This window comes from Paraburkholderia graminis, from assembly GCF_003330785.1.
Taxonomy (GTDB): Bacteria; Pseudomonadota; Gammaproteobacteria; order Burkholderiales; family Burkholderiaceae; genus Paraburkholderia; species Paraburkholderia graminis.
Window position 1 is genome coordinate 2,651,469 of sequence record NZ_CP024935.1, and the last position, 25,583, is coordinate 2,677,051.

Consider the following 25,583-nt stretch of genomic DNA (forward strand, 5'->3'; position numbering starts at 1 on the left):
CGTCGATTCTCGAAGTAAAGCAGCCGAAAAGCAATACACGGTATTCGCGTCGCGCTAACAATATCTTCCTTGGTTCGAGGCTTTTCGAAAACATACGCGCCGCATAATAATCGTTTTTATACCGTTTATACTTTTGTGTACGTTTGCGCTTCTCGATTTGTCACTGTTTTAAAAGGGCGACGAATTACGCATTAAAGCGGCAAGCTCAGTTCATAACGGTAACTTCTACCGCCGTTCTGCGACTATGCTTCTCGTATCCTTTCTTTTTCCGCCTTGAAACACCGAGCGTTTATTAATGACACAAGACCGGTTCGACCCGCATCGAGCGAGCCGCCTTTCCGCTGACGGGCAGGGCGAGGCGGTATTTCCCGCCGTGCCGGAGCAGAATTTTCAGGTTCGGCGCATGACTTTGATCGCGCTGCTTGTCGCCGCGGTCGTGCTGCCGTGCCTTTACGTCGCGGCCATGGCGTTCAGCGACCTGCGCACCCGCGAAGCCGACGCCACCGACATGACCCTGCGCACCGTGCGCGTCGCCGAGGAACACGCGCTGAAAGTGTTCGACATGAACGAAACGCTCGACACGCGCATCGTCGATTTGACGGAAGGCCTCGACGACGACGGCATTCGTGCGCGCGCGGCGGTCATTCACCAGAAAGTGCGAACGATGGGCGGCGGCTATCCGCAAGTGGCCGCCGTGTCGATTTTCGGCCGCGACGGCGCGTTGCTCGTCAGCAGCCGGTTTTATCCCGCGCCGGTGGTGTCGATCGGCGAGCGCGACGATTTCGTCGGCCTTCGCGAGGGCCGCGACCTCGAACATGTATCGAAGGTGATGACGGGGCACGTCGCCGGCGAGCAGGTGTTCAACACCGGCGTCGAACGGCGCGCGCCGGACGGCACGTTTGCGGGCGTCGTGTCGGTCGCGCTGCGTCCGAGCTATTTCGACGCGTTCTACCGCGAGCTGCTCGGCGGCAACGACGGCCTGCCGATGACCATGACGCTCGTGCGCGCCGACGGCGCGGTTCTCGCGCACTATCCGCGCCGCCCGCGCGAGCCGGCGGCCGTCGCGGCGGATTCGCCGTTCGCCCAGGCGATGAAAGAGGGACGCCGCGCCGGCGTCACGCGCATGCATTCGAACGTCGACGGCGACAACATGATCGTCGCGTTCCGGCACGTCGGCTCGTATCCGGTGTACGTGATGTGCGGCTATCGCGCGTCGGCGATGTGGGCCGCCTGGTATCGGCATCTCGCGGTGCTGTTTCTGACGATATTCACGCCGTCCGTCGCGCTCTGGTGCGTGATCTGGCTGTCGTTGCGGCGGCTCGGCGCCGAAGAAGAAGCGTGGGCGCGCTGGCAGGCGGAAGCGTCCATGCGCCGCTCGATCGAATCGGCATACCGGCAGTCGCGCAAGATGGAAGCGCTCGGCACGCTGGTCGGCAGCGTCGCGCACGACTTCAACAATCTGCTGATGATCCTCTCGGCCAACGTCCAGGTCGCGCGGCGGCGCGGCGCGGCGGGGCTCGACCGCGAACTGTCGGCGATGGAACGGGCGCTGAAAAGCGGCCAGTCGCTCACGCGGCAGTTGTTGGGCGTCGCGCGCAAACAGCCGCTTCGCAACGAAACCGTCGCGCTCGAACGGTGGCTGCCGGCGTGCCGCGATCTGCTGCGCGCGTCGCTCGGCGCGAAGGTTTCCCTGGTGATGGATATCGGCGTCGATATCTGGCCGATGCGCGTGGACGTCGCCGAACTGGAACTCGCGCTCATCAACATCGCCGTGAACGCGCGCGACGCCATGCCCAACGGCGGGCGCTTCACCGTGCGCGCGACCAACATCACGTTCCGTCATGAAGACGGCTTCCCGCTGACGGGCGATTTCGTGCAGTTGTCGCTGGAGGACACTGGCGCCGGCATGGCGCCCGAGGTGCTCGCGCGCGCCTTCGAGCCGCTTTTCACGACCAAGGCGAAGGGCATGGGCACGGGGCTGGGCTTGCCGCAGGTGTTTGCGTTCTGCGAGCGCTCGGGCGGGCTGGCCGCGATCGACAGTGCGGTCGGCGCGGGCACCTCCGTGCGGCTCTATTTGCCGCGGGCGACGGAAGAAGCGACCGTCGACGGCCCGATCGAAACCGGCGCCGACGACCCAGCCGCGCAGCACGCGCTGCGCATTCTGCTGGTCGAGGACAACGAGGAAGTGGCGGCCGGCACCGAAGCGCTGCTGCAGATGATGGGCCACCACGTCACCTGCGTATTGAATGCGGACATGGCGTTGGGCCTTCTGGACGACGCCCACACGCGGCAAATGCGCACCGGTGAGCCGCTGCCGTTCGACGTCGTGCTGTCGGACATCCATATGCCGGGAAGCCTGAACGGCATCGATCTCGCCGAGGCGATCAGGGCGCTCGACTCGAGGCTGCCGGTCATCCTCGTGACCGGCTACGCGGAAGAGCTCGATCGCGCGCGGCACGTCAACGTGCGGGTGCTTTCCAAACCGTTCGACATCGCGCTGCTCGAAAGCTTGCTGAAGACAATCCAGCATGAACTCGCTCAGAGCGGCCTCGATCCAGCGGCGCATCACGTCCAATAAGCGGTTCGCCGGCGGCTTTTTGCCTCTTCCTCCCGTTACGCGGAATTGTAAAAAGCGCGGTTGACGCGGCCACGGCGGGTCGACAAAGCGTTTCGCTCACGCCCACGGCGGCGGGCGGGCCGCGCATCGCCGCGTTCCGGCATGAACGTTGCGGCATCCGACAGGTAATGGGGATGGCGCGCGCTGCGCTGTCCGTCGTAGCCAAACGGGAGGCAGCCATGCGACATACCGTGATTGGTTTATTCAACACCTACGCTGAGGCCGAAGCCGCCCGCGACACCTTGGTGCAGACCGGTTTCGCGCGGGAGACGATCGAATTGCAGGCAAACGCGGAGCCTTCGGTCGGCTCGGCCACCGACGAAGTCGCCGGTTCGGGCGTGCTCGCAAACATTGAGCGGTTTCTGGCGAGCCTCTTCGCGAGCGGGCCGCGCGCGCCGGAGACGGCGCGTTACAGCGAAGCGCTGCGTCGTGGGGCGGTGCTGGTCGTCATCGACGCCGCCAGCGAATCGCACGCGGAACTCGGTCGCAACACGCTGACGCGGCTCGGCGCGACGGACATCGGCGAGCGCTCGCCGGATTGGGGCACGCAAGCCGGCACCGAAACCGCGCGCGAACATTCGCTGCTCGACGAACTGGGCATCGGCACGCCTACGCCCGGCGCCACACGCGGCTCCGAGGTCGGAACGACGGGCGTCGGGAGCCGGGACACGATGACATCCCCGAGAACCGGAACGACGACGCCGCCGACCGCTGGCGTGGCGACGCCCGGCAGCGCGGCTGCGAATGCCGCCGCCGCGCGGTCGGATGTAACGGCCGACCCGCTGTATTCCACGCCACCGCGCAGCACTGACGCCGAACCCTTCGTGCCGCCGCCGCTTGGCGAGCGGCCGACCGCCGATCCGCTCGGCGAACCCGTGCGCGATCCGCTGGCCGGCGATGTCGGACGCAGCGCGATTGCCGCGGGCTCGGCGCCGGGTTCGGGCGCGGTGATGCAGCCGTCCGAAGTCGTGTCGGGCACCGCTCAGCCGACCGCGGGCCTGAGCGGCCAGATTCCGAACGAATATCTGGAATACGAAGAAGACTTCCGCACGCATTACGACGAGCAGTACGCCGCCGACGACTCGCGTTATGAGGACTATGTGCCGGCTTACCGCTACGGCGCGGAGATCGGCAAGGACGTGCGTTATCGCGATCGAGCGTGGGATGACGTCGAGCCGGAAGCGCGGCGTCACTGGGAATCGACGTCGGCCGAGAACAGCACGTGGGAGCGCTTCAAGCTCGCCGTGCGTCACGGCTGGGAGCGCGTGACCGGGCATCATCACGTGTGAACCTGCAGCGGCGCGCCGTGAAGCGATGGCGACGCCGCTGCATTTGATATCGGCTGATGTGGGCAGCTTGTCTTGCGAAGCGTAGGTGCCGGCGTTAGGCGGCGGTATGCCGCTTCACCCACGTCACGTAGCGGTCGACGAAACTTTGCAGGAACTTGCGCGTGCCGTCGTTGAGAATTTCGCCCTTCTCGTTGATGACCGCCGGGTCGTGCTTGATGAACACCTCGGGCTGGCCGAGCGTGGCGACGTCCAGATAGGCAAGCACATTGCGCAGATGTTGTTGCGCGAGAGCCGAACCGGTCGCGCCGACCGACGTGCCGATCACCGCGCCCGGCTTGTTGCCCCAGGAATTCTTGCCCCACGGGCGCGAACCCCAGTCGAGCGCGTTCTTGAGCACGCCGGGAATCGAGCGGTTGTATTCGGGGGTGACGAACAGCAGGCCATCGGCGGCTTCCACGCGCTGCTTGAGTTGCCTGGCAACTTCGGGGAAGTCGGCGTCGTACTCCTGGCTGTAAAGCGGCAATGAGCCAATGTCGATGAATTCGAAAGTGAACTCGGGCGGCGCGAGAGAAATGACGGCTTGCGCCAACTGGCGGTTGAACGACTCGCGGCGCAGGCTGCCGACGACGACTGCGATATGTAGGGCCATGATTCGCTTCCTTGGATTAGGCGCTCGAGGCGCGAAGGGTACGAACTGCTCATCATAGGCAAAAAGCCCGACGCCGGTGCGTGGTCGAGCGCCAGAGCGGTGAATCGGCGGAAAAGTGTGGCGGGTTTGCGCTAGGCCGGTGGATAAGCCACGGCCAGCAAAAGTTATCCACAGATTTACTGAATAACCTTGTGGATAACTGGTACTTTTGCCTTGTCAATCAAGCCTGCCTCCGGCCTATGCCATTTGGAGGCAGCAAGCATTCACGGAGGATCAGCCATGAGTCTGGATCACGCCGGAAAATCGCACGATGAAGCAGTCGCGGCTCGCAAAAAGGAGAAGCCGCGCTCGCTGGAACAACCGGGCGGCGAGATGGCCGTCGACGGCACGCAGGCGGACGCGACGCATAGCAGCGGGAAGCTGTCGGAGCGCGGCAAAGATGTGTGGCGGACCGGCGCCGGCATGGACGGCAGCGGGAAGTCGTAGCGGTCTGTTGTGCGCTGTGCGCTGGGCGGCGTGGGTTGCCGCGCTGGTGTTGGATGTGACAAGGGCGCCTTTTAATGGGCGCCCTTTTTTGTTTGCGTCGGCTCGGGGTTCGTGTAGCCGGCGCCGGCCGATCAGTTGCCGAAGAACACGTTGCAGTAGGACGCCGGGCCGTTGCACTGCGACGGAGCGGCGGCCTCGGCTGCGCCCGAAGCGGCGGCGAACAGTGCGATGGAAGCGATCAAGGCGGACAGAATGCGTTTCATGGTGCTACTCCTCAGGGTGTTGGCAGCGATCTCGGTCGATCGACGGACGAAGAATAGCCATTCGGTGTCTGCGTAAAAATGGGGAAGACCGGAAGACATCTTTTCGCTTTTTGAAATGATCGGTGCCGGCGCCGAGCGTTCTTTGGGGCCGCGCCGTTGCCTGCCTGCGTTTGCCGGCGGCCTTACGGCTTTCGATATCAGCACGGCGTGCGGTTTTCGATTTCCGCAATAATCAATTTCCGTTCGTCATAAACCGGCGGCGCGGCGCGACAGAACCCTTTGAATCACTCGATGGGGGAATCGCGCATGTCCATTACTCATTCGCTTGGGCCGCAACCTACGGCAGAATGGCGCACATCTTCGAACCTCGTACGAGACAGACGCCCGGCTTATGAGCGACAACTATTCAAACGACACCCTGCGCGTGCCGCGAAATGTGGCGCGGAGCGTTTCGTGGCGCAAGTGAGCGGCGCCGCACTCGACGATCGCGCTTACCTGACGCGACTTCGCCGGGACCTGGTGCGTTTCGCCCGCCTCCAGTTGCGCGATGCCGCCGCTGCCGAAGACGCCGTCCAGGAAGCGCTGGCGGCCGCCTGGACGCAGAGCGACCGGTTTGCCGGGCAATCGGAGCATAAGACGTGGGTATTCGGCATCTTGAGGCACAAGCTCGTGGATACGTTGCGGGCCCGGCAACGCACGGTGAATCTCTCGGCGCTGGAGTCCGAACTCGAGGACGAGGCGCTGCTGGATCGCGAGTTGTTCAAGGACAACGGCCATTGGTCGCAGCAGACCAAACCCCGACCGTGGCCCACACCGGAAACGGCGCTGCGTCAGCAACAGTTCTGGACTTTGTTCGAGATGTGCCTCGAGCATCTGCCTGAGCACATCGGCCGCGTTTTCATGATGCGCGAATTTCTCGACCTCGACACCGACGCGATCTGCGCCGAATTGCAGATGACCGCGAACCATTGCAGTGTGCTGATTTATCGCGCGCGACTGCGCTTGCGGACGTGCCTGAGCGAGAAGGGTCTATCCAGCGAGGACGCCAATGGGGAAGTGTAAGAACATCACTCGCCTGTTGTCCGACGCACTCGACCGTTCCTTGACGACCGGCGAGTGGGTCGCGATCCGGCTGCATTTGCCGACGTGCAGCGGCTGCCGCAACTATCGCAAACAGATCCGACTGCTGCGTGAAGCCGCCCACACGATGAGCGGCATTTCGACGTCTGGCGCGGCGAACGGCGACGATTGAGGTCGCGTTGGCTTGCCTCGCCTTGCGGGGTGATGCCCGTTGCGACTGCCAGCGTTACCGTTCGCTGGGCGGCGTGCTCCGATAGCGCTCGAGGAATTGTGCGTGCGCGGGTTCGTCGATTGAGACGGGGCTTCGTTCATCGCGCGCCGGATGTTTCGCTAATTGCGCGCGCGTACGTATCGGCCGATGCTGGAAATTGCCGCCGCAGTTCGGGCACACGTTGCGCAACGTGGTGAGTGCGCATACTTCGCAAAAAGTGCATTCGTAGGTGCAGATCATCGCGTCGGACGCGTTCGGCGGCAGCGACTTGCCGCATCCTTCACAGGACGGTCGTAGTTCAAGCATTCGGACTCCGCATCAAGTTCTTTCGGTTCGCGCGCTGACGAACCTGGCTAGCATTGAGCGCAGCGCCAGTGTAGGTGGCATGGCGTTTCCGCAACTGACAGCGCTGCGTCAATTGCTGCCAGTGTGATTGCGTTCGCAAGTTGCGTTCGTGCTTTGCCTCGCGACTGGAGCAGGCAGCAACGGCGTCAGACGAACAACGCCGCTACGTTTTCGGGTGGCCGGCCTATCACGGCTCGTCCGTTCCGCACCACGATGGGTCGCTGCAGGAGGATCGGATGCGCGGCCAATGCTTCGTATAACTGAGCGTCCGAAAGCGTCACATTGGAAAGACCCAGTTCCTTATATTCGGGCTCCGAGTCGCGGATCATGTCGCGGACGGGACAGCCGAGTTGTCGATTCAGCTCATGCAATTCGGCGACTGTGAGCGGTTGCTTCAGATATTCGATAATTGTTGTGGGTTCTTCGTCGCGGTTGTATTGCGCGGTGACTAGCTCGCACGTCGAGCGGGACTTTGAGCAGCGGGGGTTGTGGTAGATGGTGATCATCGGGCGGTGAGTAAAGGAGGTGGGTGAGCCAGTCAGTCGTTTCGTTCCGGGGATGGGGCTTGGCCTGATTTTAGCCGCTCGGGTTGGAGAGGTTGGGGTTTGTGGGCGTGGGTTGGGTATCGGTGGTGCGAGGCGCGGACCGCTAACGACGCGAGCGCCAGGAGATTTGTGCGGATCCGGGACGCTTCGGGGCGATGGTTGGCGGGGCTTCGCTAGATGCGTCGTTGAGCAACTTTTCTAGGCGGCTAATGCGCGCAGGACTGTCTTGCAGCGATTGACTGTCCGTTTGTGCGATAGAGCAGGCGGTGTTTCTTGGTCGTTCGCTGGGGAGTCCCCGACGCTTGTGCCTTGCTGCACGCCGCTGTCAGTTTTTGTTCTGGCGGCTTTTGCGATCCGTGACAGAGACGCCGATCGCGCGGACCGCGGTTTATGCGCATAAACTGCCCCGCGCTGGCGTTAGCTCTAGCCTCACCCAAGACAGTTGTTACGTCTAGTTCGCAGGGTTGGTAGTCAGGCTTCGCCTCGCACGGGACACTGCGTTCTGCATGGTGATCGTCAAGTCGCCGCTCGCCCCTCGAACGCGCGGGCCCACGGACCTACTAATAGCGTCGACCCACAAAGACACGCACAAGCACTCCGTGATAGACGCGAGTTTATGCGCATAAACCGCTCCGGGCGCTTCGGAACGAACCCGCTGCATTTGCGCCCACGCCCCACGCTGCCAATCCCACGCGCGCGTCTCGCGTCTCATGCCTCGTGCCCATGCTTATCCGCAATACGAGATCGCACGGGCAAGCCGACGCATGAGTCCACCGTGGCACGCGTCGCATTCATCGCCAGCGCACCAACCGGTCTTTGGAGACCAGCACGATGTCGACGGGTAGTAGGCTCATCCGCACAGCACAAGCCGCGAAGCATTTTTCCCCAAGCTCCAACTCGCCACGCTTCACCGCATCTTTATGCGCATAAACCTAACCCGATCGGCCATTTCTATCTCTTTACACAAGAAACGATTGAAATGCGAAATCATCCAGGTAAAATCCTTTTGCGTCTAAAAAAGGAGGTGAACATTGGCAGCGGAAATCATCGCGGTAACTCAACAGAAGGGCGGTGTCGGGAAGAGCACAATCGCGATGCACCTCGGGGCAGCTTTTCATGAGAAGGGCAAACGGGTCCTCGTCGTCGACGCCGACGGTCAGAACACTCTGATCCACTGGGCGAGCGCCTCATCCGACGGTGATACCGGCATCCCGTTCCCCGTTGTCAACCTCTCCGAAGCCGGGAGCCAGATCCACCGCGAGATCAAGAAGTTCGTGGCCGACTACGACATCATCGTCGTCGACTGCCCGCCTTCCATTACGGAAAAAGTGTCGGGCGTTGTGCTGCTGGCGGCGAGCGTCGCCGTCATACCGACGTCGTCATCGCCGGCCGATTATTGGTCGAGCATCGGCCTCGTCAAACTCGTTCAGCAGGCGCAGGTCATGAACGAAGACCTGCGCGCAGTATTCCTCTTGAACAAGACGGAAGAGAAACGGATGCTCACGCGTGAACTAAAGCGCGCGTTGGAGGAGCTTGGATTTCCTCTCCTTAAGACCCAGATCCCCACGCGCGAAGCCTACAAGCAGGCGATGGCGTTGGGTCAAACAGTGCTACAGATGAGCGATCGAGGCGCCAAGCTCGCCGCGATCGAAGTACGGGCGTGCGCGAATGAGATCGCCGCCTTGCTCCCGTGAAGTTTATGCGCATAAAGGACCCTGAATGAAACCCTCCCAATTCGCCAAAGGCTTTCAAGCACGTCCTGATACGACCAGCAGCGAGAAACGAACTGCACTTGACCGCCTGAACGCCATCGACGGTCTGGTGAAGAACAACGTCGCGAAGTCCCAAGACGGGACGGCGCGGACCTTATCGTCCGTGATCCCGCAGGCACACACCGACCTCCACACCGTTGATACGGAGAACGAGTCCGCCGCCTATCGCGCGTGGAGAATGGAACACGGGTACCGCCCCGGCCAGGTGATCGAACTCGCGTTGAAGACCATCAAGCCGAGCCCGTTCAATCCGCGGCATTTTTATCTGAAGTCGTCGATTGCCGAACTTGCCGTCAACCTGGCGAAGCAAGGGCAGCAGCAGGCAATTCACGTCATTCCCGACTACGACAATCCCGGCACCTACTTCGTCAGTGACGGTGGCCGACGCGTGCGCGCGCTGAAGGAAGCAAACAAGGAATCGGTGAAGGCGATCGTTATCGACCTGCCGATCGGAATCCAGAGCTATAAGCTCGGCTACGACCTCAACGTCCAACGCGATTCGCAGACCGTATTCGACAACGCAGTCGTCTGGAAACGCTTTCTTGAAGATCGCCATTTCCAGAGCCAGAAGGAACTTGCCGAGCACCTTGGCCTCGACGAGTCGACGGTTGCAGTCGCCTTGTCGATCGCCAAATTGCCGGAAGCGGTCATGCACGAGATGGTCGCGCGGCCGGATCGTTTCGGCTCCAACATGGCTTATCAAGTGGGCCGCTACCACACCGCGCGCGGTGCCGACGCGACGCTGCGCCTCATCAACAAAATCATCTCCGACGACCTGAGCACGCGGCAGGTCGCCGACATCGTCAAAGGCAGGGCAACCACGCAGGAAAGCACCAAGCCTGCGGGTCGCCAGCGCTACGCGCAACGGCTGGAAATCAAGCTGGACGGCGTATCGGTGGGCGACCTGAAGTCATACGGAGATGATCGGATCGAGTTGCGCCTGAAGGGTCTCACGCGTGAAAAGCGCGACGACATTCTTCGCCAGATCGAGAAGATGCTGAAGTAATAGACGCGGAACAAAGCGCGGAACAAGGCGCAGAACCAGGCGCGGAACGAAGCGGCGGCACAACGGCGCAAGCCAACCGCCGCCGCCAGCAATCAGAGCGGGATGCGGCGAGGCGCGGCGCAATCAGGCCGCGCGCGACTGACTCAGCGTAAAGGCGAGCAGATCGCCATCCGTCGGTTCGCCCCACGTCTTGCGAGCGAGCCAATCGAAGAAAGCGGTTTCCACAATCTTCGAGTCCAGTCCCCGGCGGCGCCAGTCGTCGCGCATGTGAGCGCCGAGCCCCGGCAATTCTTCTTCCTCGAAAGACTGCCGCGCAATCTCGCGTTCCGACTCGCCCTGCTCGTCGTAGAGCTCGCGCGCTTCCCGGCGGCGATACGCGGAATACTCGCCCAACAGGCGCGCCTTCAGGTCGTCCGCGGGCGCCGCCACCGCAGCCTTCGCGCTGCCGACGGACGGCACGGCTTCGACCGGCGGTGCGTAGCCCTTCTTCAGCGCGTCCTTGAAGAGCGCCGGCGCGCTGCGGACCGGCGGCAACGACGTACTACGCATGCGCTGCTCGGTCATCTGCAGCGCCGCGCGGATACGGTTCTCCTCGCTGTCCGCGTAAAGCGTCTGAGCCTCTTTGAGCGGGATGCCGATCTTGACCATCCGGTCGACCAGCGTGCTGTCGAATACGTTCGGATGCTCATCGAGCGCGAGCATCGGCTGCTTGCGCTCGGTCACGCGGAACTGGATTTCGGCGACGCGCCGGCCTTCGCGGTGCTCGATCAGCTCGACGAAAATGTTCGTGACCGCATTAACCTCGGCAATCGCCGGGCGCAAGTAGTCGCGCTTGAAGTACTTGTACTCGCGCTTCGCTTCGTCGCCGGCTTCCGTGTCGGGCGTGCCCGACAGGATCGGGCGCCACCATTCCCACGATTCGCGCATCGTCAGATGGCTCGGATTAGTCAGATAGCGCACGCAGATTTCGTACAGCGCGAGACCCGCGCTGCTGCGCAACTGGCTCTGGAATTGCAGGCTCAGGCGCGCATACTGGACCGGATCGAGCAGCTTCTTCTTGATCTTCGGCGCGAACGAGAACTCCACCCAGACCCGCCGCGTAGTCGGATCTTCGAGAATTTCGGCGTCGGCGATCAGCGTGGAAATGCCCCACTTGCGGCCGGGCTTCTGGCTGGACGTGCCGGTGCTCCATTCGACCTGAACCGACACCATACGGCGCAGGTGTTCCTTGACGAGCGCGGTGTCGTTGGAATCGAACGCGGAATTGGCGACGATGTCGGACAGCAACGCGCGGTAGGTATCGCCCGATTCGTCGGCCTGTTGTGCAACGGCGAGCAGCACGTTGAACAGCTTGCGCGTCAGCAGCGTGATCTTGCCGCTCTTGGGCTGAATGGCGATCGCCTCGACGGCCTTGCGCAACTCCGCCGAGCTCGGGCTGACTACATCGGTTTTCTTGGCGCGCTTCGTGGCCATGCGTCTGGTCAAGGAGGGATTTGGCGAGAGCATACCGACTGTGGTGATACGCGTCTATAGCGCGGCTCTCACCGTTGCGGGTGAAGGCAGTTTACGCGACGCGGCTCACCTCGGGCGACTCCCGAAAACCCTCACCTGACCATTTGACGCGAGATTCCGGCGATCCTTTAGCGTCGCGGCTTGGGAAAAAACCCGCGCTTTTTGTGCGGACGGAAAGGGGAACTCGATCGTCCCGAATCTTCTCACCTTAAAAATTTTTGGGTTTTGGACCGCAACGCTTGTCGTCCACGGTCGCGGCGCTGGTAAGCCGGACGCAGACAGATCGACGACGCGAATACTGCGATCTCGACGGGCAAGCGCACCCTTTACCTATGCGTTCGCGGAGCGCCGCGGCCAGCGCAGTCCAGTTGTCCGGCGGCGCATGCGATCAGTAGTGCCCGTAGCTTCCCGCAAAAGCTCACCATTAAGTGCGTTCAGCGCTCCGGATGACGCGGGTTCCAGCAACCCAGGCTATCGGTACTGCTTCAAAACAGTCCCGGAAGTTCTCACCTTTGGTATCGGCGATGCGCTGGCGCAGTTGCCAAACCTTCCTCCCGAAAAGCCTCACCTTTCGGCTAACTCAGTAATTTCCCCTTTATTGTCAGTGACTTACGTCGAACACAAAAGAACCACCATGCACCGCGCGCGGCTCTGCATCTCCCGTAAAACCTCACCTTAACGCCGAATTGTCACTGTCCAGGAGCCTTGGTGCAGCGCAAGACGCTCCCGAAAACGCTCACCGTTCAGATCCAACTCGCTCTGGCCCGATGAAGATCAAGCCCCGTCCACAGGACATTTGCGGACCATAAAGTCGGCTGCTTTCCTGCATTCGCTCACCTTTGGGCGAGAAACGCGGCCGAAAATCTCCCGAAAAGCCTCACCTTTGCCTGTCGGCGCCTGGATTTTGAGCACCCGTGGCAAGCCCCTAGTTGCAGGTCCCGTATTTCCTCACCTTTTGCATAGGGCAGTCACCGCTCACCGCCATGTCGTGGCAAAAAGCATCACCAATGCCGCCAACGCTCCCGAAAAAGCTCACCTACGCCAGTCGACTGTACAAAATCAAGGCAAAACAGCCTACCGATCCCCGTAAAACCTCACCTTGCATCCGCGTTTTCTCCTGTCTTCGCTCACCTCGAGGTTTTTGGACCCCCGAACAGGGGCAAAAACAGCGTGTTGCGACCGTCCTGTAAACACTCACCTTGGCTCCGCCGGCGCGAGGGATTGCTTTCTAGCGCAGCCGGGCGCTCGCGAATGATAAGCTCCCGCAAAATCTCACCTTGTGCCGGCACTCACTGCAAGGACGCTTCCCGAACCCGCTCACGATGTTTCCCGCACCGGCTCACCACTGTCCCCGAACCTCATCACTCGTGCGTCCCGCAGGATCTCACCTGGCTTCCCGGAAAGCTTCACCTTGCCGCCGGGAAACCCGCGCCAGGTAAGGCTTTGCCTTGGCGTTAACGTTTTTAACCTAGGTTCAAGGGTGTTTACTTTTATTACTCTCTAGTCTCGAACCCGCGAGTCCTCCGGAAAGAGCCACATCCCCAACCACCTTCCCAAGCTTGCGCATCGTGAAACAGTGCCTAATGAAAGAAAAAGTGGATATTCAGCCGACAGAACAAAGACTTACATGACGTTCTTCGTTTTGTTTCACGGAAAAAACCAGCACGCACGACGCAACGAACAGGAAGCGCAGGCTACCCAGCATAAAAAGGCTCTGCCACAGCCAGTAGACAAAAAATCGTATCGTCCGATACGTAACTTGTTATGATCGCTACACTTCACGACTCGCAGAGGCCTAAATGAACCTGGACGACGAACGTCGAGCCCTACGCGAAGAGCTGGACGCGATGCGAACCAAAGGCGCTCGACGGCAAGAACTCTCACTGCACGCCTGCAAGCGGCTGTTCTTCGATCTCGGCATACGTCCGTCGATGGCAGCCGTCCGCGATCTAACCCAGACCGGCAGCGCCAGCGACATCCCGAAAGACATCGACCACTTCTGGGAGCGCATCCGCAACGTCTCGCGTGTGAAGATCGGCGGCGGCGCAATCCCGAAAGCTTTGGAAGAGCGTGCCGGAGAACTCTTGGGCGCACTCTTTGAAGAAGCGGTCGCACAAGCACGCACCTCATTGGATGCCGAGCGCGACGAAGCACGCGCCCAAATCGCAGCAGCCGAGCAGCGTGCGCGCGACGCGGAAATCCGCCGCGACGCCTCCGAAGAAGCCATCAAGCGCAGTGAGCAACGGGCGGAAGCCGCGTGGGAACGCATCCGGGCGCTGGAAGCCGAGCTCTCCGCCGTCGCCACGCACGGCACCGCCCATCAGGAAGGACTTCAGGCAGCGGTGCGCCGGCTCGAACACGAAAATCAGACACTTCAGCAACGCGTCGACACCGAGCAGGCGACAAACGCGACGCTGCGCGATCGCATCGACGCCTTACATGTCGAGCTGCGCCAGAGCACCGAGCACTATGCCCAGCAGATCAAGGACGCCGTCGCGGAAGCCGAGCGCCGGGTCAAGCCGATGCTCGTCGAACTGGATTCGTTGCGCAGCATGGCCGCGACCTATCAGTCGGGTGTGCGCGACGCCAGCCGCAAGGAGTTCGAGTTCATTCAGCAACTTGCCGCGGCGAAAGCGCGCGGCGACCGGCTGGATGCGCAAATGCGCGAACAATCGGACGAGATCGACGCGCTGACGAAAGAACTCGCGAGCCTGCGCAGCCAACAGGGCATCGATCCGGCGATCGGCGGTTTGCTGTACTCGCTCGTGCAAGCCGGCCGTCTCACCAGCGACGAGTTGCGCACGATCGGCACCGCAGCCGATGGCCACGTGAGCTTGCCGTTGCGTTGTCCTAAATGCGAAGAAGGTGAGCCGGAACTGTCGCAAGTCGATCACCAGTTCGAATTGCAATGTCCGGAATGCGATCACTCGTCCGGGCCGGGCGATTCACGGCTGGAAGCCGTGAGCCGGTTTTTGTCGCGCGGCTCTTTGTCCGCTCCGGCCTGAAGCAAGGAGCCGAGGAGCCCGAGAGCCCGAGAGCCCGAGAGCCCGAGAGCCCGAGAGCCCGAGAGCCCGAGAGCCCGCAAAGGTGAGGAAATTCGGGACCTGAAACGTGAGAAGTTTCAGGATTCGGCCGAGCCTGCTTTCCTCGTAAAACGCCTGTCGGTGCGAGCTTCGGGCAGGAGCGGCGCGGCCGGATCGGGTTCCTCGGTGACGCGTGAATTCTGCTGTTCCATCCACGTTTGCCACGCGCGATACAGACGATTCGCGGACACGGCCTGAACAAATCCGAGCCATTGTCCGACCAGCTCCGCTTCCACGCCGCTCTCGAACAGATCCGCGGCAAACGTGTTGCGCAAGGTGTGCGGACTGGCGCGCGAGGTACGCGACGCCGCGATGCCCGCCGCGTCGACGAGCGCATCCACTGCGCGAAGCATCGTGGCTTTATGCATCGGCCTGCCGGAAGGAGACGCGGCAAAAACGAGATCGCCAGCGAGCCCGACCAAACGCCGCTCGGCCAGCCAGGCGTCGAGAATCGCGGAAGCGAACGGCGCGAGCCGTGTCCGCCGGACCAGCATGGGATTGGTCGAATCGATCGTGATCCACGGCGAGCCTGGCGTCGCGCAACTAACCGTAAGCGCGGCGGCCTCGCCCGTTTTCAGTCCGCCGCCGAGAAACACCGCGATCAGCGCGCGGTCGCGCCGTTCTTTCCAGCGCTGCGCGCGTGAGAGCGCCTGCACGGGCGAAAACAGATGCGCGATCAGCGCGGCGCGTTCGGCGTGATGAAGGAATCCGGTCGGCTCGTTGTCGCGCGCGTTGCGCCACGCAGCCTCGCCATCCTGAGCGATGAAGCGGGCAGGATTGGTCGACGATGCCTCGACTTCGCGCACATGATCCAGCACCCGCTCGATAAGCCGCAGATAGCGTACGCGTTGCGGCTTGCGAATCTCGAGCCCGGCGACGAAATCGGCGATGGTCTGCGTATCGACGGTGACGAGACTCTTTTGGCGCGCCCTCAGCCACTCGAGGAAAAGCCCCCACTGCGCCTGGTACACCTGCGCCGAGGAGCGCCTGAAATGCTGCCGGGCGAGCCACGCGTCGAACGCGACTTGCGGATCGCGGCGCCAGTCTTCGCGTTGCTGATCGAACAGATCGGTGGACGATTGGGGACGCGGCACCGGATCGGACAAGTGAGGAGGCGACATGCGCTATCTATCGGTTAGTTGCGCATATTGTAGACGCGGCGCAAGCGCAGCCGGCTTAATCGCCCCAGGCTTGCACTCGCTTGTGGACAGCAGCGCCTTCGGAGGTACGTTGCGCGGCGCGGCGAGCGGCTTCCTCGTAAGCCGAGACAGCAAACGCGAACACGGCGGGCAGCGCGGTCGACATGCCGAAGTCCACGGCCTCGTCAGTCTCGGGATAGGGCAAATCCGACGGACGTTGAAACAGACCGAGCATGAGCGCGTCATGCCGGCTGGCAAATCCGAGGTCGGCGAGCGCCTCGGCTTCAATCGCGTGAAGCAGGCGCCAGGTGAGCGGCACTTGCTGCACGATATAGCGCCCGGCGATGTTGCGGACGATACGTTCGAGATCGCGCGCCGCGGTTTGATAGCGCAGCGCAGCCAGAGCGTGGTCGGTCGGGGCGGTTTTCAGGTCGTTCATTATCGGCTCCAGTCGATAGCCTGTACTGTACAAACATACAGTATCCGGCGCAACCTCGCGCAAGCCCCGATTCCGCGTAGACGCCTCTTGCTGCTCGATACCTCAGCCGTGAATCACCACCAGCAACGCCTTCGCCTCGCCTTTGCCGGCATTGCGGATAGCGTGCGGCTCATCGGCGACGTAGCGTGCCGTGTCCGCGGCCTTGAGCCGTTTTGTCGTCCCGGCCGCCTCGATTTCAATCGACCCCTGCAGCACCGTGAGATGCTCGCGCGTGCCGGGTTCGTGCGCATTGGACACGAGCGCACCACCCGCCTGAAGCGTCAACTCGTACCACTCGAATTTGCCGGCCAGCTCGATCGGCCCCCACACGCGCAACTGGTATTTCGCGTCGTGTCCGCTTAACGTAGGAATCTCGTGCGGACCGGCGACGGCGATCGCCTCGGGCGTCTTTTGCGGCGCGAACAGCGAATCCAGGCTCACGCCAAGCGCATTGGTCAGCCGCCAGGCGACTGCGATCGTTGGATTCGCCTTGTCACGCTCAATTTCGGAGAGCATCGATTTCGACACGCCTGCCGCACGCGACAGATCGTCGAGCGTCATGCGCCGCTCGGCGCGCAGGCGCTGAATCTGTTCGCCGACGCGCGGCGGCGCCGCGATTGCCGGCGCCGCGATCGCACTCGGAGTGGGTGCCGCGCCGGCCGCCGCACGGCGAATACCCGAACTTGCCATTTCCTGACCCATCGTTTAGAGTTGTTCGATATACCGGATTTTAGTTCGAAAAAACGAAAATATCCGATAAAACTGACAACCGACTATAGCAGGCCGTTGCCTGTTCGCCCACGTCGGTCTCACCCATTCAGGAGCCCGGTTCATGCGTGACTCATTTCTCGCCCATCTGCGCGGCACGCTCGAGCAGATTCGCGCCGACGGCTTTTACAAGAGCGAGCGCGTTATCGACAGCCCGCAATCGGCCGATATTCGTCTCGCCGACGGCGCCGAGGTGCTGAACTTCTGCGCGAACAATTATCTCGGTCTTGCCAACGACGCTCGCCTCATCGACGCCGCGAAGCAAGGGCTCGACAACGACGGCTTCGGCATGGCGTCGGTGCGTTTTATTTGCGGCACGCAGACGGTCCATAAGCAACTCGAGCGGGCGCTCGCCGCGTTTCTGCAAACCGACGACTGCATTCTCTACTCGAGCTGTTTCGACGCGAACGGCGGCCTGTTCGAAACGCTGCTCGACGAGAACGACGCAATCATCAGCGACGAGCTGAATCATGCGAGCATCATCGACGGCGTGCGGCTTTCGAAGGCCAAGCGCTTTCGCTACAAGAACAACGATCTCGCGGACCTCGAAGCCAGACTGAAAGAGGCGGACGCGGCCGGCGCACGCTTTAAGCTCATCGCGACAGACGGCGTATTTTCGATGGACGGCATCATCGCCGACCTCGCCGGCATCTGCGATCTGGCCGACCGCTACGGCGCGCTCGTGATGGTCGACGACTCGCACGCCGTCGGCTTTATCGGCGAACAGGGACGCGGCACGCCGGAACATTGCGGTGTGCTCTCGCGCGTCGACATCATCACGGGCACGCTCGGCAAGGCACTCGGCGGCGCATCGGGCGGCTATATCGCCGCGCGCAAGGAGATCGTCGAATTGCTGCGTCAGCGCTCGCGGCCGTATCTGTTCTCGAACACGCTGACGCCGAGCATCGCGGCGGCGTCGCTGAAAGTACTCGAACTGCTCGCCAGCAACGAAGGCGCGCAACTACGCGCCCGCGTGCGCGAAAACGGCGCGCACTTTCGCGAGAAGATGAGCGCGCTTGGTTTCACGCTCGTGCCGGGCGAACATCCGATCATTCCCGTGATGCTCGGCGACGCGCAGCTTGCTTCCAGAATGGCCGATGCGCTGTTGAAGGAAGGCGTCTACGTGATCGGCTTTTCATTCCCCGTCGTGCCGAGAGGCCGCGCGCGCATCCGCACGCAAATGAGCGCGGCGCATACGACGGAACAGATCGACCGCGCCGTCGATGCGTTCGCGCGCGTCGGCCGTGAGCTTGGCGTGATCCAGGCGGAGGGCGCATGAAGGCACTCGCAAAACTCGAACGCGCGCCGGGTCTCACGCTGACCGATGTGAAGCTGCCCGAAGTCGGCCATAACGACGTGATGATCCGCATCACGCGCACGGCGATCTGCGGCACGGACATTCACATCTGGAAGTGGGACGACTGGGCGCAAAAAACGATTCCGGTGCCGATGCATGTCGGCCACGAATATGTCGGCGAAATCGTGCAAATGGGCGAGGAAGTGCGCGGCTTTTCGATCGGCGATCGCGTGTCGGGCGAAGGCCACATCACTTGCGGCTTCTGTCGCAACTGCCGCGCGGGACGCCGGCATTTGTGCCGCAACACGGTGGGCGTCGGCGTGAATCGCGAGGGCGCGTTCGCCGAGTATCTCGTGATTCCGGCGTTCAACGCGTTCAAGATTCCGCCTGAAATCTCCGACGACCTCGCCGCGATCTTCGATCCGTTCGGCAACGCCACACACACGGCGCTGTCGTTTAACCTCGTCGGCGAAGATGTGTTGATTACCGGCGCGGGGCCAATCGGCATCATGGCCGTGGCGATTGCGAAGCACGTCGGCGCGCGCAACGTCGTGATTACCGACATCAACGATTACCGGCTCGACCTCGCGCGCAAGATGGGCGCGACGCGCGCGGTGAACGTGTCGCGCGAATCGCTGCGTGACGTGATGGCGGACCTGCACATGGCCGAAGGCTTCGACGTCGGCCTCGAAATGTCCGGCGTGCCGAGCGCTTTTACGAGCATGCTCGAAGCGATGAACCACGGCGGCAAGATCGCGCTGCTCGGTATTCCGCCGGCGCAGACCGCGATCGACTGGACTCAGGTGATTTTCAAGGGCCTCGAAATCAAGGGCATTTACGGCCGCGAGATGTTCGAGACCTGGTACAAGATGGTGGCGATGTTGCAAAGCGGGCTCGACTTGTCGCCGATTCTCACGCATCACTTCAAGGTCGACGATTACCAGCAAGCGTTCGCGACCATGCTCTCCGGCGAAAGCGGCAAGGTCATTCTCGACTGGACGGCCGCGTAAGCATCACGACGCTTGCCGTCTCACACACGCCCGCGATGCGCTCACGCGCCCGCGGGCGTTTTGCCGAATTCAGCCTGAATTCGTACGTGAATGTCGTCGCCCACTGCGGGATACCACGTCGCGAGGCCAAACTTCGCGCGGCTGAACTGTCCTTCCGCGGAAAAGCCGAGCGTGTCTTTTTTCGTCAGCGGATCTCGTGCGAAACCGTTGAACGTGACATCCAGCGTGACGGGTTGTGTTACGCCGTGAATGGTCAGATTGCCCGTCAACGTGCCGCGAGATTCGCCGGTGCGCTCGAACTTCGTACTCACGAACCGAATCTCCGGATAGCGCTCCACGTCCAGCAGGCTTGCGCTTTTCACCATCTTGTCGAGCAGCGGCACGTTCGTGTCGATGCTCGCGGCGTCGATTGAAACCGACACGCTGCTTTTTTCGAGACCGCCTTCATTCCAGTTCAGTTGCCCTTTCTTGCGATCGAAGCGCATGGTGAAGCGCGAATACTTAAAGTGTTCGACGTCGAACGTAATGCTGCAATGATCCAGGTCGAGGTCGTAGCGCCCGACCGGCACGCGCGCTTCGTTCTGGCTGACCGAATGCGTCAGCACTTGCAGCGGCGTGCAGGCCATTGATGTAAGCAGCATTGCGGCGAGTAAAGCGCGTACGGCAATGCTGCGGGCAGTGAACGCATTCATCAAGTGAGTTCCGGTTGTTTGCTGGCAACCAGGATAACAGGTGCCGCGCACGTCGTGCAAAAAGCGGCAAGACTTGACGAGGGAGAATGATCGTTCTACCCTTCGCACATGGCTACGGATACTCTCATGGAAAAGGCATCGGCGGCTGGCGCGCGTGAGCGTCTGCTGGACGCTGCCGAAGCGTTGATCTACGCGGGCGGCATTCATGCAACCGGCGTGGACGCGATCGTCAAGCAGTCGGGCACCGCGCGTAAGAGCTTCTACACGCATTTCGAATCGAAAGACGCGCTCGTCGCGGCCGCGCTCGAGCGGCGCGACGAACGCTGGATGAACTGGTTTGTCGAGGGCACGCAGCGGCGCGGCAAGAGCGCGCGCAAACGGCTGCTCGGCATGTTCGACGTATTGCGCGAATGGTTCGCGTCGGAGGACTTTCACGGTTGTGCGTTTCTGAACGCGGCCGGTGAGATCGCTTCGGCGGAAGACCCGATTCGCATCGTCGCGCGCGAGCACAAGGAGCGCTTGCTGACTTTCGTGCGGACGCAATTCGACGAGTTCATCGCCGAAAGCAAACTGGACGCGAGGCGCGCCGCCCGTTTGTCGCGGCAGTGGCTCGTGTTGCTCGACGGTGCGATCGCCGTTGCGCTTGTGAGCGGCGAGCCCGATGCGGCGCTCGACGCGCAGGCCGTCGCTGTCACCTTGCTCGACGCTCAATCAGCCGGCAACGGGAACACGCCCGCACGCAACAAAACTTCAAGCCGACCTTCACGCAAGTCCCCGCCGACGAGGCGACCCGCATCCTGACTGCCCACCTGACCAAAAGCGAGGTATCTCATGACCGATCCGATCGAAACCCGTCCGCCGCTGCCGCCCTTTACGCGCGAAACCGCCATCCAGAAAGTTCGCGCCGCGGAAGACGGTTGGAACACGCGCGACCCTGAACGTGTGTCGCTCGCCTATACGCAGGACAGCGTGTGGCGCAATCGCGCGGAATTCACGCATGGGCGCGCGGAAATCGTCGGCTTACTGCGCCGCAAATGGGCGAAGGAACTCGACTATCGCTTGATCAAGGAACTGTGGGCGTTCACCGATAACCGCATCGCCGTGCGCTTTGCCTACGAATGGCACGACGATTCCAACAACTGGTTCCGCTCGTATGGCAACGAGAACTGGGAGTTCGACGAGCATGGATTGATGGCGCGCCGTCACGCCAGCATCAACGATCTGCCGATCCGCGAAGCGGACCGTCTGTATCACTGGCCGCTCGGCCGCCGTCCCGACGATCACCCTGGCCTTTCCGACCTCGGTCTATAAACACTCTGCCTGCAACGTGAAAACGCGTGAAAACGCGGCGCGCGTCTTTCACCGCTTTGCCATCGGTCCTCCATTAGAGTTGTGCTGACGCTTGACGGCACGTCTTGTGCCCGCAAGCCCGAGTGCGTCCTCAACATCGCACGAGTGGCTTGCGGTACAGTGCGCGACGGGCGGCACGCACCGATATGAGAACAGCATCGCGCCGGCGTTCGACTGGCGATGGAGAGGACATGCATCTTCGGCAGATCAGCAGGCGGATGACCACGCAAATCGGCAGGCACAACAGCCAGCACAAAAGCCAGCACACCGGCCAGTTCAAAACGCACTTTTGCCGCGCATTGTTCGCGCTTGCCGCGAGCGTCGCCGGCACATCGGCGGCGCATGCGGGCAACTGGTGCGAGGGCGGCGTATGGGTCGACGCGATGCTCGGCTCGTATCACATCAATCCCGACCCGGACAAACACTTCGAGCAGTTCAACCCAGGCCTCGGCGTCGAGTGCTGGCTCAACAATCAATGGGCGCTGACGGCGGGCGGCTTTCGCAATTCACTGCGCCGGCCGTCGTATTACGGCGGCGGCGTCTGGTCGCCGGATTTTCTGCACTGGGGCATTGTCCGCATAGCGGCGATGGGCGGCATCATCTCCGGCTATAACTATGGCAACTGGGGACTCGGCCGCGATCACACGATCGGACCCGTGCTCGCGCCGCTCATCATGGTCGAATACAAGCGTGTCGGCGCGAACTTCATCGTGATTCCGCCGATCCCTTCCGACGATCTTCCCTTCACCATCGGCTTTCAGGTGAAGGTCAAGTTTTAGTGCTTATTCACCTTTCAGTGAGCGCCGCTTTCGTGAGTCCCACTCCCCGAGACATCGTCCGGGAAAAAGCCCAGGAAGGTAGCGCCCTCTGCTTCCCAAGCCGACGTTCTCGATACGACCGCATCAACTGAATCCAATGCGTTCGCCGTCTCACTTCGGTTCGAGACAAATTGCCAGGAACTTGCCGTGGCCGTCTTGACCATTTGCGCCGACTCAAGAGCGCTTAAGAGACTGGATCGGTCTGGCGTGTGAACAACGAACCCTTCGTTGCTCAAGGCCGCACTGCTGATTCCGAGCGTTGTGCAGAGGGCGGCTTTCGCCCAGACATCGGCAGCATCCGTGTTGCGCGACTCAGCGACTAGCGCGGCGATCTGCGCGTCGACAATTTGTCCTTGACGCAACAGTGGCGAGCTCGCACCCGTCCAGGCCTCTGGCGGACATGCTTTCTGCGCTGGGTCCATGGAAATGAACGGGTTAATTTCCGCAGGATAAATACGGCATACCAGAGGTCGACTCTCGTAAGCTCCGCATCGCATATCTTCCAGCAGGTTCGGACATGGACCATCGAATGCTGCAACGATGACAACGACCACTCGTACGGGCAGAGAACCGCTTGTAGCCGCAAACGAGCGCCGGCGCTTATGTGCCGCGACCAGATTGTCTTCCGGCGGCTCTTCCGGCCACGGCAGCGCTTCAACAAATAGCTGAACGTCGTGGCCTCGCTTGAGCCACGCGATTGCTTCGGATACGGTCAGCGGCAACCGAAGGTTGTGACAACATTTGCCGCACATCGTGCAGTCGAAGTCGATATCCATCCGTCAAGCTCCTTTGGCCAAATCATTCTTCCCGTGTTGCGTTTGATAGTTCGGACGTTGTCGCGCTATCCAACACGGTCGATGTTGGGCTTAGTCGGGGCTGCCGCAAAAACCTGACACTGCTTTTCAAAAAAATTGTTATGCGGTGGCATCACCGGAATAGCCGACCCAGAGACGCTTCGCGAGAGCCTGTCACGGCTCTCCAGTATCATTGCACCCTTCCACCATTCCCACCGCCCTGGAGCCTCTCGTGCCCGCGCGTTTGTTCCGCTCCGCGAAAGCCGACCGTAACCGTTTCATTGCGCTCTACATCAGCATGGCCATTGGCTTGCTCGTCGCAGCCGGTCTGTTCGTGTACGAAGCGAAGATCATTGTCGCCGACGGTCTGCGCGACGAGGAAGCGTTCGCCGTGCTCGGCGCCGCGAATCGCGTGCTGCACGATCTCGAGAACGCGGAGACCGGCCAGCGCGGCTATCTGCTCACCGGCGACGAGGCCTACCTCGTGCCCTATCGCCAGGGCATTCGCGATCTCGACGACACCGTTTTGCGTTTGCAGCAGACAGCAGGCAGCGACGAAAAATCGCTCGAACTCGTGCGCCGTGTCGAGCATGCGAAGACCGACAAGGTGGTCGAACTCGCGCGCACGATCGAACTGGCTCGCAGCGGGAATCGTGCGGCCGCCATCCAGCTCGTGCAGACCAACGAAGGCAAGGCGTATATGGATGGCCTGCGCCAGGACCTCGGCGAACTGCTGAACGAGTGGCGCGAAAGGCGCAAGGTCGCCACGCAGGATGCGCATCGGCGCCTCGTGTTCGGAAGCGCCGCGCTCGTTGCCATTGCCGTGCTCGTGTGCTGCCTGATGGGTTACACGGTGTATGTCCAGCGTCGTGCGTTCGCGAGGGTGCACGCGTATTCGAACATGCTCGATCAACAGGCCGCGCAGGATACGCTGACGGGACTTCCGAACCGCCGCCGGCTGCTGTCCGCCATCGACGCGCTCTCGGGCAACGAGGCCGAGTCGCGCCGAATCGCGCTTCTGTACCTCGACATAGACGGCTTCAAGAAGGTCAACGACGCGATGGGCCATAGCGCCGGCGACGTGTTGCTGCGTCGGCTTGCAGAATCGCTGCGGGCCGCGACGCGGCAGAGCGACATGCTCGCTCGTGTCGGCGGCGATGAGTTCGTGCTGCTCGCAACCGATTGCGGCGACGACGCCCAATTGCGGGAACTCGCCGAGCGCCTTGTCTCAGGTGTGCGAGCAATCGGCGACAAAGAGTACGGTGGCCGTTTTGCGATTGGCGTGAGTATCGGCATCGCCACGTTTCCCGACAGAGTGCAGAGCATCGCGGGCTTGCTCGACGTCGCCGATGCCGCCATGTACGCGGCCAAACGCAGCGGGCGTTCGACCTATAGCTTCGGCAATTCGCCGGCTGCGGGGCTGTCGAATGTCATCAAGCTGACGCGATAACGTATCGCGTGAGTCCGCACGTTGCTTGCGGATATCGCCAAAGGTGAGCCGTTCCAGGATGGTGAGGAATTCCAGGAGACGGCATCACCATCGACGTCTTCAATGCAAAGGTGAGATGTTCCAGGAGATGACGCGACGCCTGCAATGGTGAGTCGTCCCAGGATTCACGCCGCACCTTTGCTGCATTTCACCCGACAGCGTGCGTAAAGGTGAGGAGTTCCAGGAGGTCGCCGCAAAGGTGAGATCGTGGATGAGTCCAGTACTGTGCGCGACGAAGTGGCGGGTTTTCTTTCTGAACCGGAACGGTCTCGGCATCGACACGAGCGATGCACGGCAAAGCATGAAGCTCGCTGTTCAGCGACGTAGACGCGCGTATATAGCCGGCCTCACGATGGCCAAGAAAATTCGCGGCGAACTCGCGAACAAGACCGTCAACGTCATCATGCTCACAACCGAAAGCAGCCCGGCAATGAAAGAACGCCGCAAGGCTGCGGCGTCAAGGGCTCGATCGTGAAGCCGTTCAAGGGCGACGCGGTGCTGGAGACGTTTCATAAGCTCGCGAACTGACGCTTGCGCGCCACGCCGTCAAAGGTGAGGGTTTTCGGGAGCGGTTCGGCGCGTGAGTTCCGCGCTTGATTCGCACGCGTTATCGTCGCGGAAATGGGCGAAATCCGCTAAATGTCCGCCTGGTGCGGAGGCCAAAGCTGTGTCGTCCCGGGGCTTCATCCGCTCTAAGGTGAGGGAATTCGGGAGCACTTCGACGCTGCGGCGATCCGTGAGCGACTGGAACGCATGTGCCTCACCGTCCATATCGAGTCGGACGGTTCGCGGTTTGCGAGTCATTTTTTCACCGCACCCCACATCGACGTCTTACCTGGGTATCCCGATCATTCGCGTGCTTCTAAAGGTGAGAGTTTTCGGGATTCGCC

General features: G+C 61.8%; 24 protein-coding genes and 1 pseudogene. 15 read left to right on the forward strand and 10 right to left on the reverse strand.

All coding sequences use genetic code 11. The features are described from left to right. Positions 1-295 precede the first annotated feature (295 nt). A complete protein-coding gene (locus CUJ91_RS30055; protein WP_114157856.1) occupies positions 296-2,578 on the forward strand; it encodes a hybrid sensor histidine kinase/response regulator in 2,283 nt (760 codons plus the stop codon). Between the two features lie 218 nt (positions 2,579-2,796). After that, positions 2,797-3,906: a hypothetical protein gene (locus CUJ91_RS30060; protein ID WP_114158106.1), complete on the forward strand. Its 1,110-nt coding sequence runs from the start codon at positions 2,797-2,799 to the stop codon at positions 3,904-3,906. 94 nt (positions 3,907-4,000) lie between these two features. On the opposite strand, the gene CUJ91_RS30065 is transcribed toward CUJ91_RS30060, so the two are convergent. Then, on the reverse strand, positions 4,001-4,555 hold the full coding sequence (locus CUJ91_RS30065; RefSeq protein WP_114157857.1) for an NADPH-dependent FMN reductase: 555 nt from the start codon (positions 4,553-4,555) through the stop codon (positions 4,001-4,003). 279 nt (positions 4,556-4,834) lie between these two features. Between CUJ91_RS30065 and CUJ91_RS30070 the strand changes: the two genes are divergently transcribed. Next, complete coding sequence (locus tag CUJ91_RS30070) at positions 4,835-5,041, forward strand: hypothetical protein (protein ID WP_114157858.1); 207 nt, start codon at positions 4,835-4,837, stop codon at positions 5,039-5,041. A gap of 131 nt (positions 5,042-5,172) precedes the next feature. On the opposite strand, the gene CUJ91_RS34520 is transcribed toward CUJ91_RS30070, so the two are convergent. Beyond that, positions 5,173-5,508 (reverse strand): hypothetical protein, encoded by a 336-nt coding sequence (locus CUJ91_RS34520; protein WP_167450661.1) that lies wholly within the window; start codon positions 5,506-5,508, stop codon positions 5,173-5,175. Between the two features lie 249 nt (positions 5,509-5,757). Here CUJ91_RS34520 and CUJ91_RS30075 point away from each other — a divergent pair, with 249 nt between their 5' ends. Both CUJ91_RS30075 and CUJ91_RS30080 read left to right on the forward strand, forming a co-directional pair. Continuing rightward, on the forward strand, positions 5,758-6,366 hold the full coding sequence (locus CUJ91_RS30075; RefSeq protein ID WP_029967272.1) for an RNA polymerase factor sigma-70: 609 nt from the start codon (positions 5,758-5,760) through the stop codon (positions 6,364-6,366). Continuing rightward, entirely contained in the window at positions 6,353-6,556 is a 204-nt protein-coding gene (locus tag CUJ91_RS30080; protein WP_114157859.1) for a zf-HC2 domain-containing protein, read from the forward strand. Before CUJ91_RS30075 ends, CUJ91_RS30080 begins: the two co-directional genes overlap by 14 nt. Before the next feature lie 54 nt (positions 6,557-6,610). Here the strand turns inward: CUJ91_RS30080 and CUJ91_RS30085 are convergent, their stop codons facing one another. Both CUJ91_RS30085 and arsC read right to left on the reverse strand, forming a co-directional pair. Then, positions 6,611-6,901, reverse strand: coding sequence for a DUF1272 domain-containing protein (locus CUJ91_RS30085; RefSeq protein ID WP_114157860.1), 291 nt, complete (start codon positions 6,899-6,901; stop codon positions 6,611-6,613). A 185-nt stretch (positions 6,902-7,086) separates the two neighbouring features. Beyond that, positions 7,087-7,446 carry an arsenate reductase (glutaredoxin) gene (gene arsC, locus CUJ91_RS30090; protein ID WP_114157861.1) on the reverse strand — a complete coding sequence of 120 codons (360 nt, stop codon included), beginning with the start codon at positions 7,444-7,446 and terminating at the stop codon, positions 7,087-7,089. 1,070 nt (positions 7,447-8,516) lie between these two features. On the opposite strand from arsC, the gene parA reads away from it, so the two are divergent. Together parA and CUJ91_RS30100 are read left to right on the forward strand one after the other, a co-directional pair. Further along, positions 8,517-9,179, forward strand: coding sequence for a ParA family partition ATPase (gene parA / locus CUJ91_RS30095; RefSeq protein WP_006047459.1), 663 nt, complete (start codon positions 8,517-8,519; stop codon positions 9,177-9,179). 25 nt (positions 9,180-9,204) lie between these two features. Then, positions 9,205-10,263: a ParB/RepB/Spo0J family partition protein gene (locus tag CUJ91_RS30100; RefSeq protein WP_114157862.1), complete on the forward strand. Its 1,059-nt coding sequence runs from the start codon at positions 9,205-9,207 to the stop codon at positions 10,261-10,263. 123 nt (positions 10,264-10,386) lie between these two features. Here CUJ91_RS30100 and CUJ91_RS30105 read toward each other — a convergent pair whose 3' ends face one another. Continuing rightward, complete coding sequence (locus CUJ91_RS30105; protein WP_114157863.1) at positions 10,387-11,736, reverse strand: replication initiation protein; 1,350 nt, start codon at positions 11,734-11,736, stop codon at positions 10,387-10,389. Positions 11,737-13,574: 1,838 nt separating this feature from the next. Here CUJ91_RS30105 and CUJ91_RS30110 point away from each other — a divergent pair. Then, positions 13,575-14,780: a DNA-binding protein gene (locus CUJ91_RS30110; RefSeq protein WP_107707117.1), complete on the forward strand. Its 1,206-nt coding sequence runs from the start codon at positions 13,575-13,577 to the stop codon at positions 14,778-14,780. Positions 14,781-14,896: 116 nt separating this feature from the next. Here CUJ91_RS30110 and CUJ91_RS30115 read toward each other — a convergent pair whose 3' ends face one another. The 3 genes from CUJ91_RS30115 to CUJ91_RS30125 form a co-directional block, all read right to left on the reverse strand. After that, positions 14,897-15,979, reverse strand: coding sequence for a tyrosine-type recombinase/integrase (locus CUJ91_RS30115; protein WP_114157864.1), 1,083 nt, complete (start codon positions 15,977-15,979; stop codon positions 14,897-14,899). 55 nt (positions 15,980-16,034) lie between these two features. Continuing rightward, positions 16,035-16,436, reverse strand: a complete 402-nt coding sequence (locus CUJ91_RS30120; RefSeq protein WP_029967289.1) for a DUF2471 family protein — start codon at positions 16,434-16,436, stop codon at positions 16,035-16,037. A 102-nt stretch (positions 16,437-16,538) separates the two neighbouring features. Further along, positions 16,539-17,177 carry a helix-turn-helix domain-containing protein gene (locus CUJ91_RS30125; RefSeq protein ID WP_029967291.1) on the reverse strand — a complete coding sequence of 213 codons (639 nt, stop codon included), beginning with the start codon at positions 17,175-17,177 and terminating at the stop codon, positions 16,539-16,541. 130 nt (positions 17,178-17,307) lie between these two features. On the opposite strand from CUJ91_RS30125, the gene CUJ91_RS30130 reads away from it, so the two are divergent. After that, entirely contained in the window at positions 17,308-18,522 is a 1,215-nt protein-coding gene (locus CUJ91_RS30130; protein WP_114157865.1) for a glycine C-acetyltransferase, read from the forward strand. Next, a complete protein-coding gene (gene tdh, locus CUJ91_RS30135; protein ID WP_006047467.1) occupies positions 18,519-19,550 on the forward strand; it encodes an L-threonine 3-dehydrogenase in 1,032 nt (343 codons plus the stop codon). Before CUJ91_RS30130 ends, tdh begins: the two co-directional genes overlap by 4 nt. Positions 19,551-19,591: 41 nt before the next feature. Here the strand turns inward: tdh and CUJ91_RS30140 are convergent, their stop codons facing one another. Then, positions 19,592-20,242 carry a YceI family protein gene (locus tag CUJ91_RS30140; RefSeq protein ID WP_114157866.1) on the reverse strand — a complete coding sequence of 217 codons (651 nt, stop codon included), beginning with the start codon at positions 20,240-20,242 and terminating at the stop codon, positions 19,592-19,594. Between the two features lie 108 nt (positions 20,243-20,350). Between CUJ91_RS30140 and CUJ91_RS30145 the strand changes: the two genes are divergently transcribed. The 3 genes from CUJ91_RS30145 to CUJ91_RS30155 all read left to right on the forward strand — a co-directional run bounded on the left by CUJ91_RS30145 (position 20,351) and on the right by CUJ91_RS30155 (position 22,371). After that, positions 20,351-21,043 (forward strand): TetR/AcrR family transcriptional regulator, encoded by a 693-nt coding sequence (locus CUJ91_RS30145; protein ID WP_165919802.1) that lies wholly within the window; start codon positions 20,351-20,353, stop codon positions 21,041-21,043. Positions 21,044-21,073: 30 nt separating this feature from the next. Further along, positions 21,074-21,553 (forward strand): nuclear transport factor 2 family protein, encoded by a 480-nt coding sequence (locus CUJ91_RS30150; protein ID WP_006047470.1) that lies wholly within the window; start codon positions 21,074-21,076, stop codon positions 21,551-21,553. Positions 21,554-21,783: 230 nt separating this feature from the next. Continuing rightward, the gene (locus tag CUJ91_RS30155) at positions 21,784-22,371 is read left to right on the forward strand and encodes a hypothetical protein (protein ID WP_244231043.1); all 588 of its coding nucleotides are present in this window, start codon (positions 21,784-21,786) and stop codon (positions 22,369-22,371) included. Between the two features lie 14 nt (positions 22,372-22,385). Here the strand turns inward: CUJ91_RS30155 and CUJ91_RS30160 are convergent, their stop codons facing one another. Beyond that, positions 22,386-23,186, reverse strand: coding sequence for a YkgJ family cysteine cluster protein (locus tag CUJ91_RS30160; RefSeq protein ID WP_107707123.1), 801 nt, complete (start codon positions 23,184-23,186; stop codon positions 22,386-22,388). Positions 23,187-23,436: 250 nt separating this feature from the next. Between CUJ91_RS30160 and CUJ91_RS30165 the strand changes: the two genes are divergently transcribed. Beyond that, positions 23,437-24,654, forward strand: a complete 1,218-nt coding sequence (locus CUJ91_RS30165) for a diguanylate cyclase domain-containing protein (RefSeq protein WP_114157867.1) — start codon at positions 23,437-23,439, stop codon at positions 24,652-24,654. Positions 24,655-25,033: 379 nt separating this feature from the next. Next, positions 25,034-25,221, forward strand: a pseudogene (locus tag CUJ91_RS35290) (response regulator); the annotation flags it as partial. Positions 25,222-25,583: the final 362 nt, after the last annotated feature.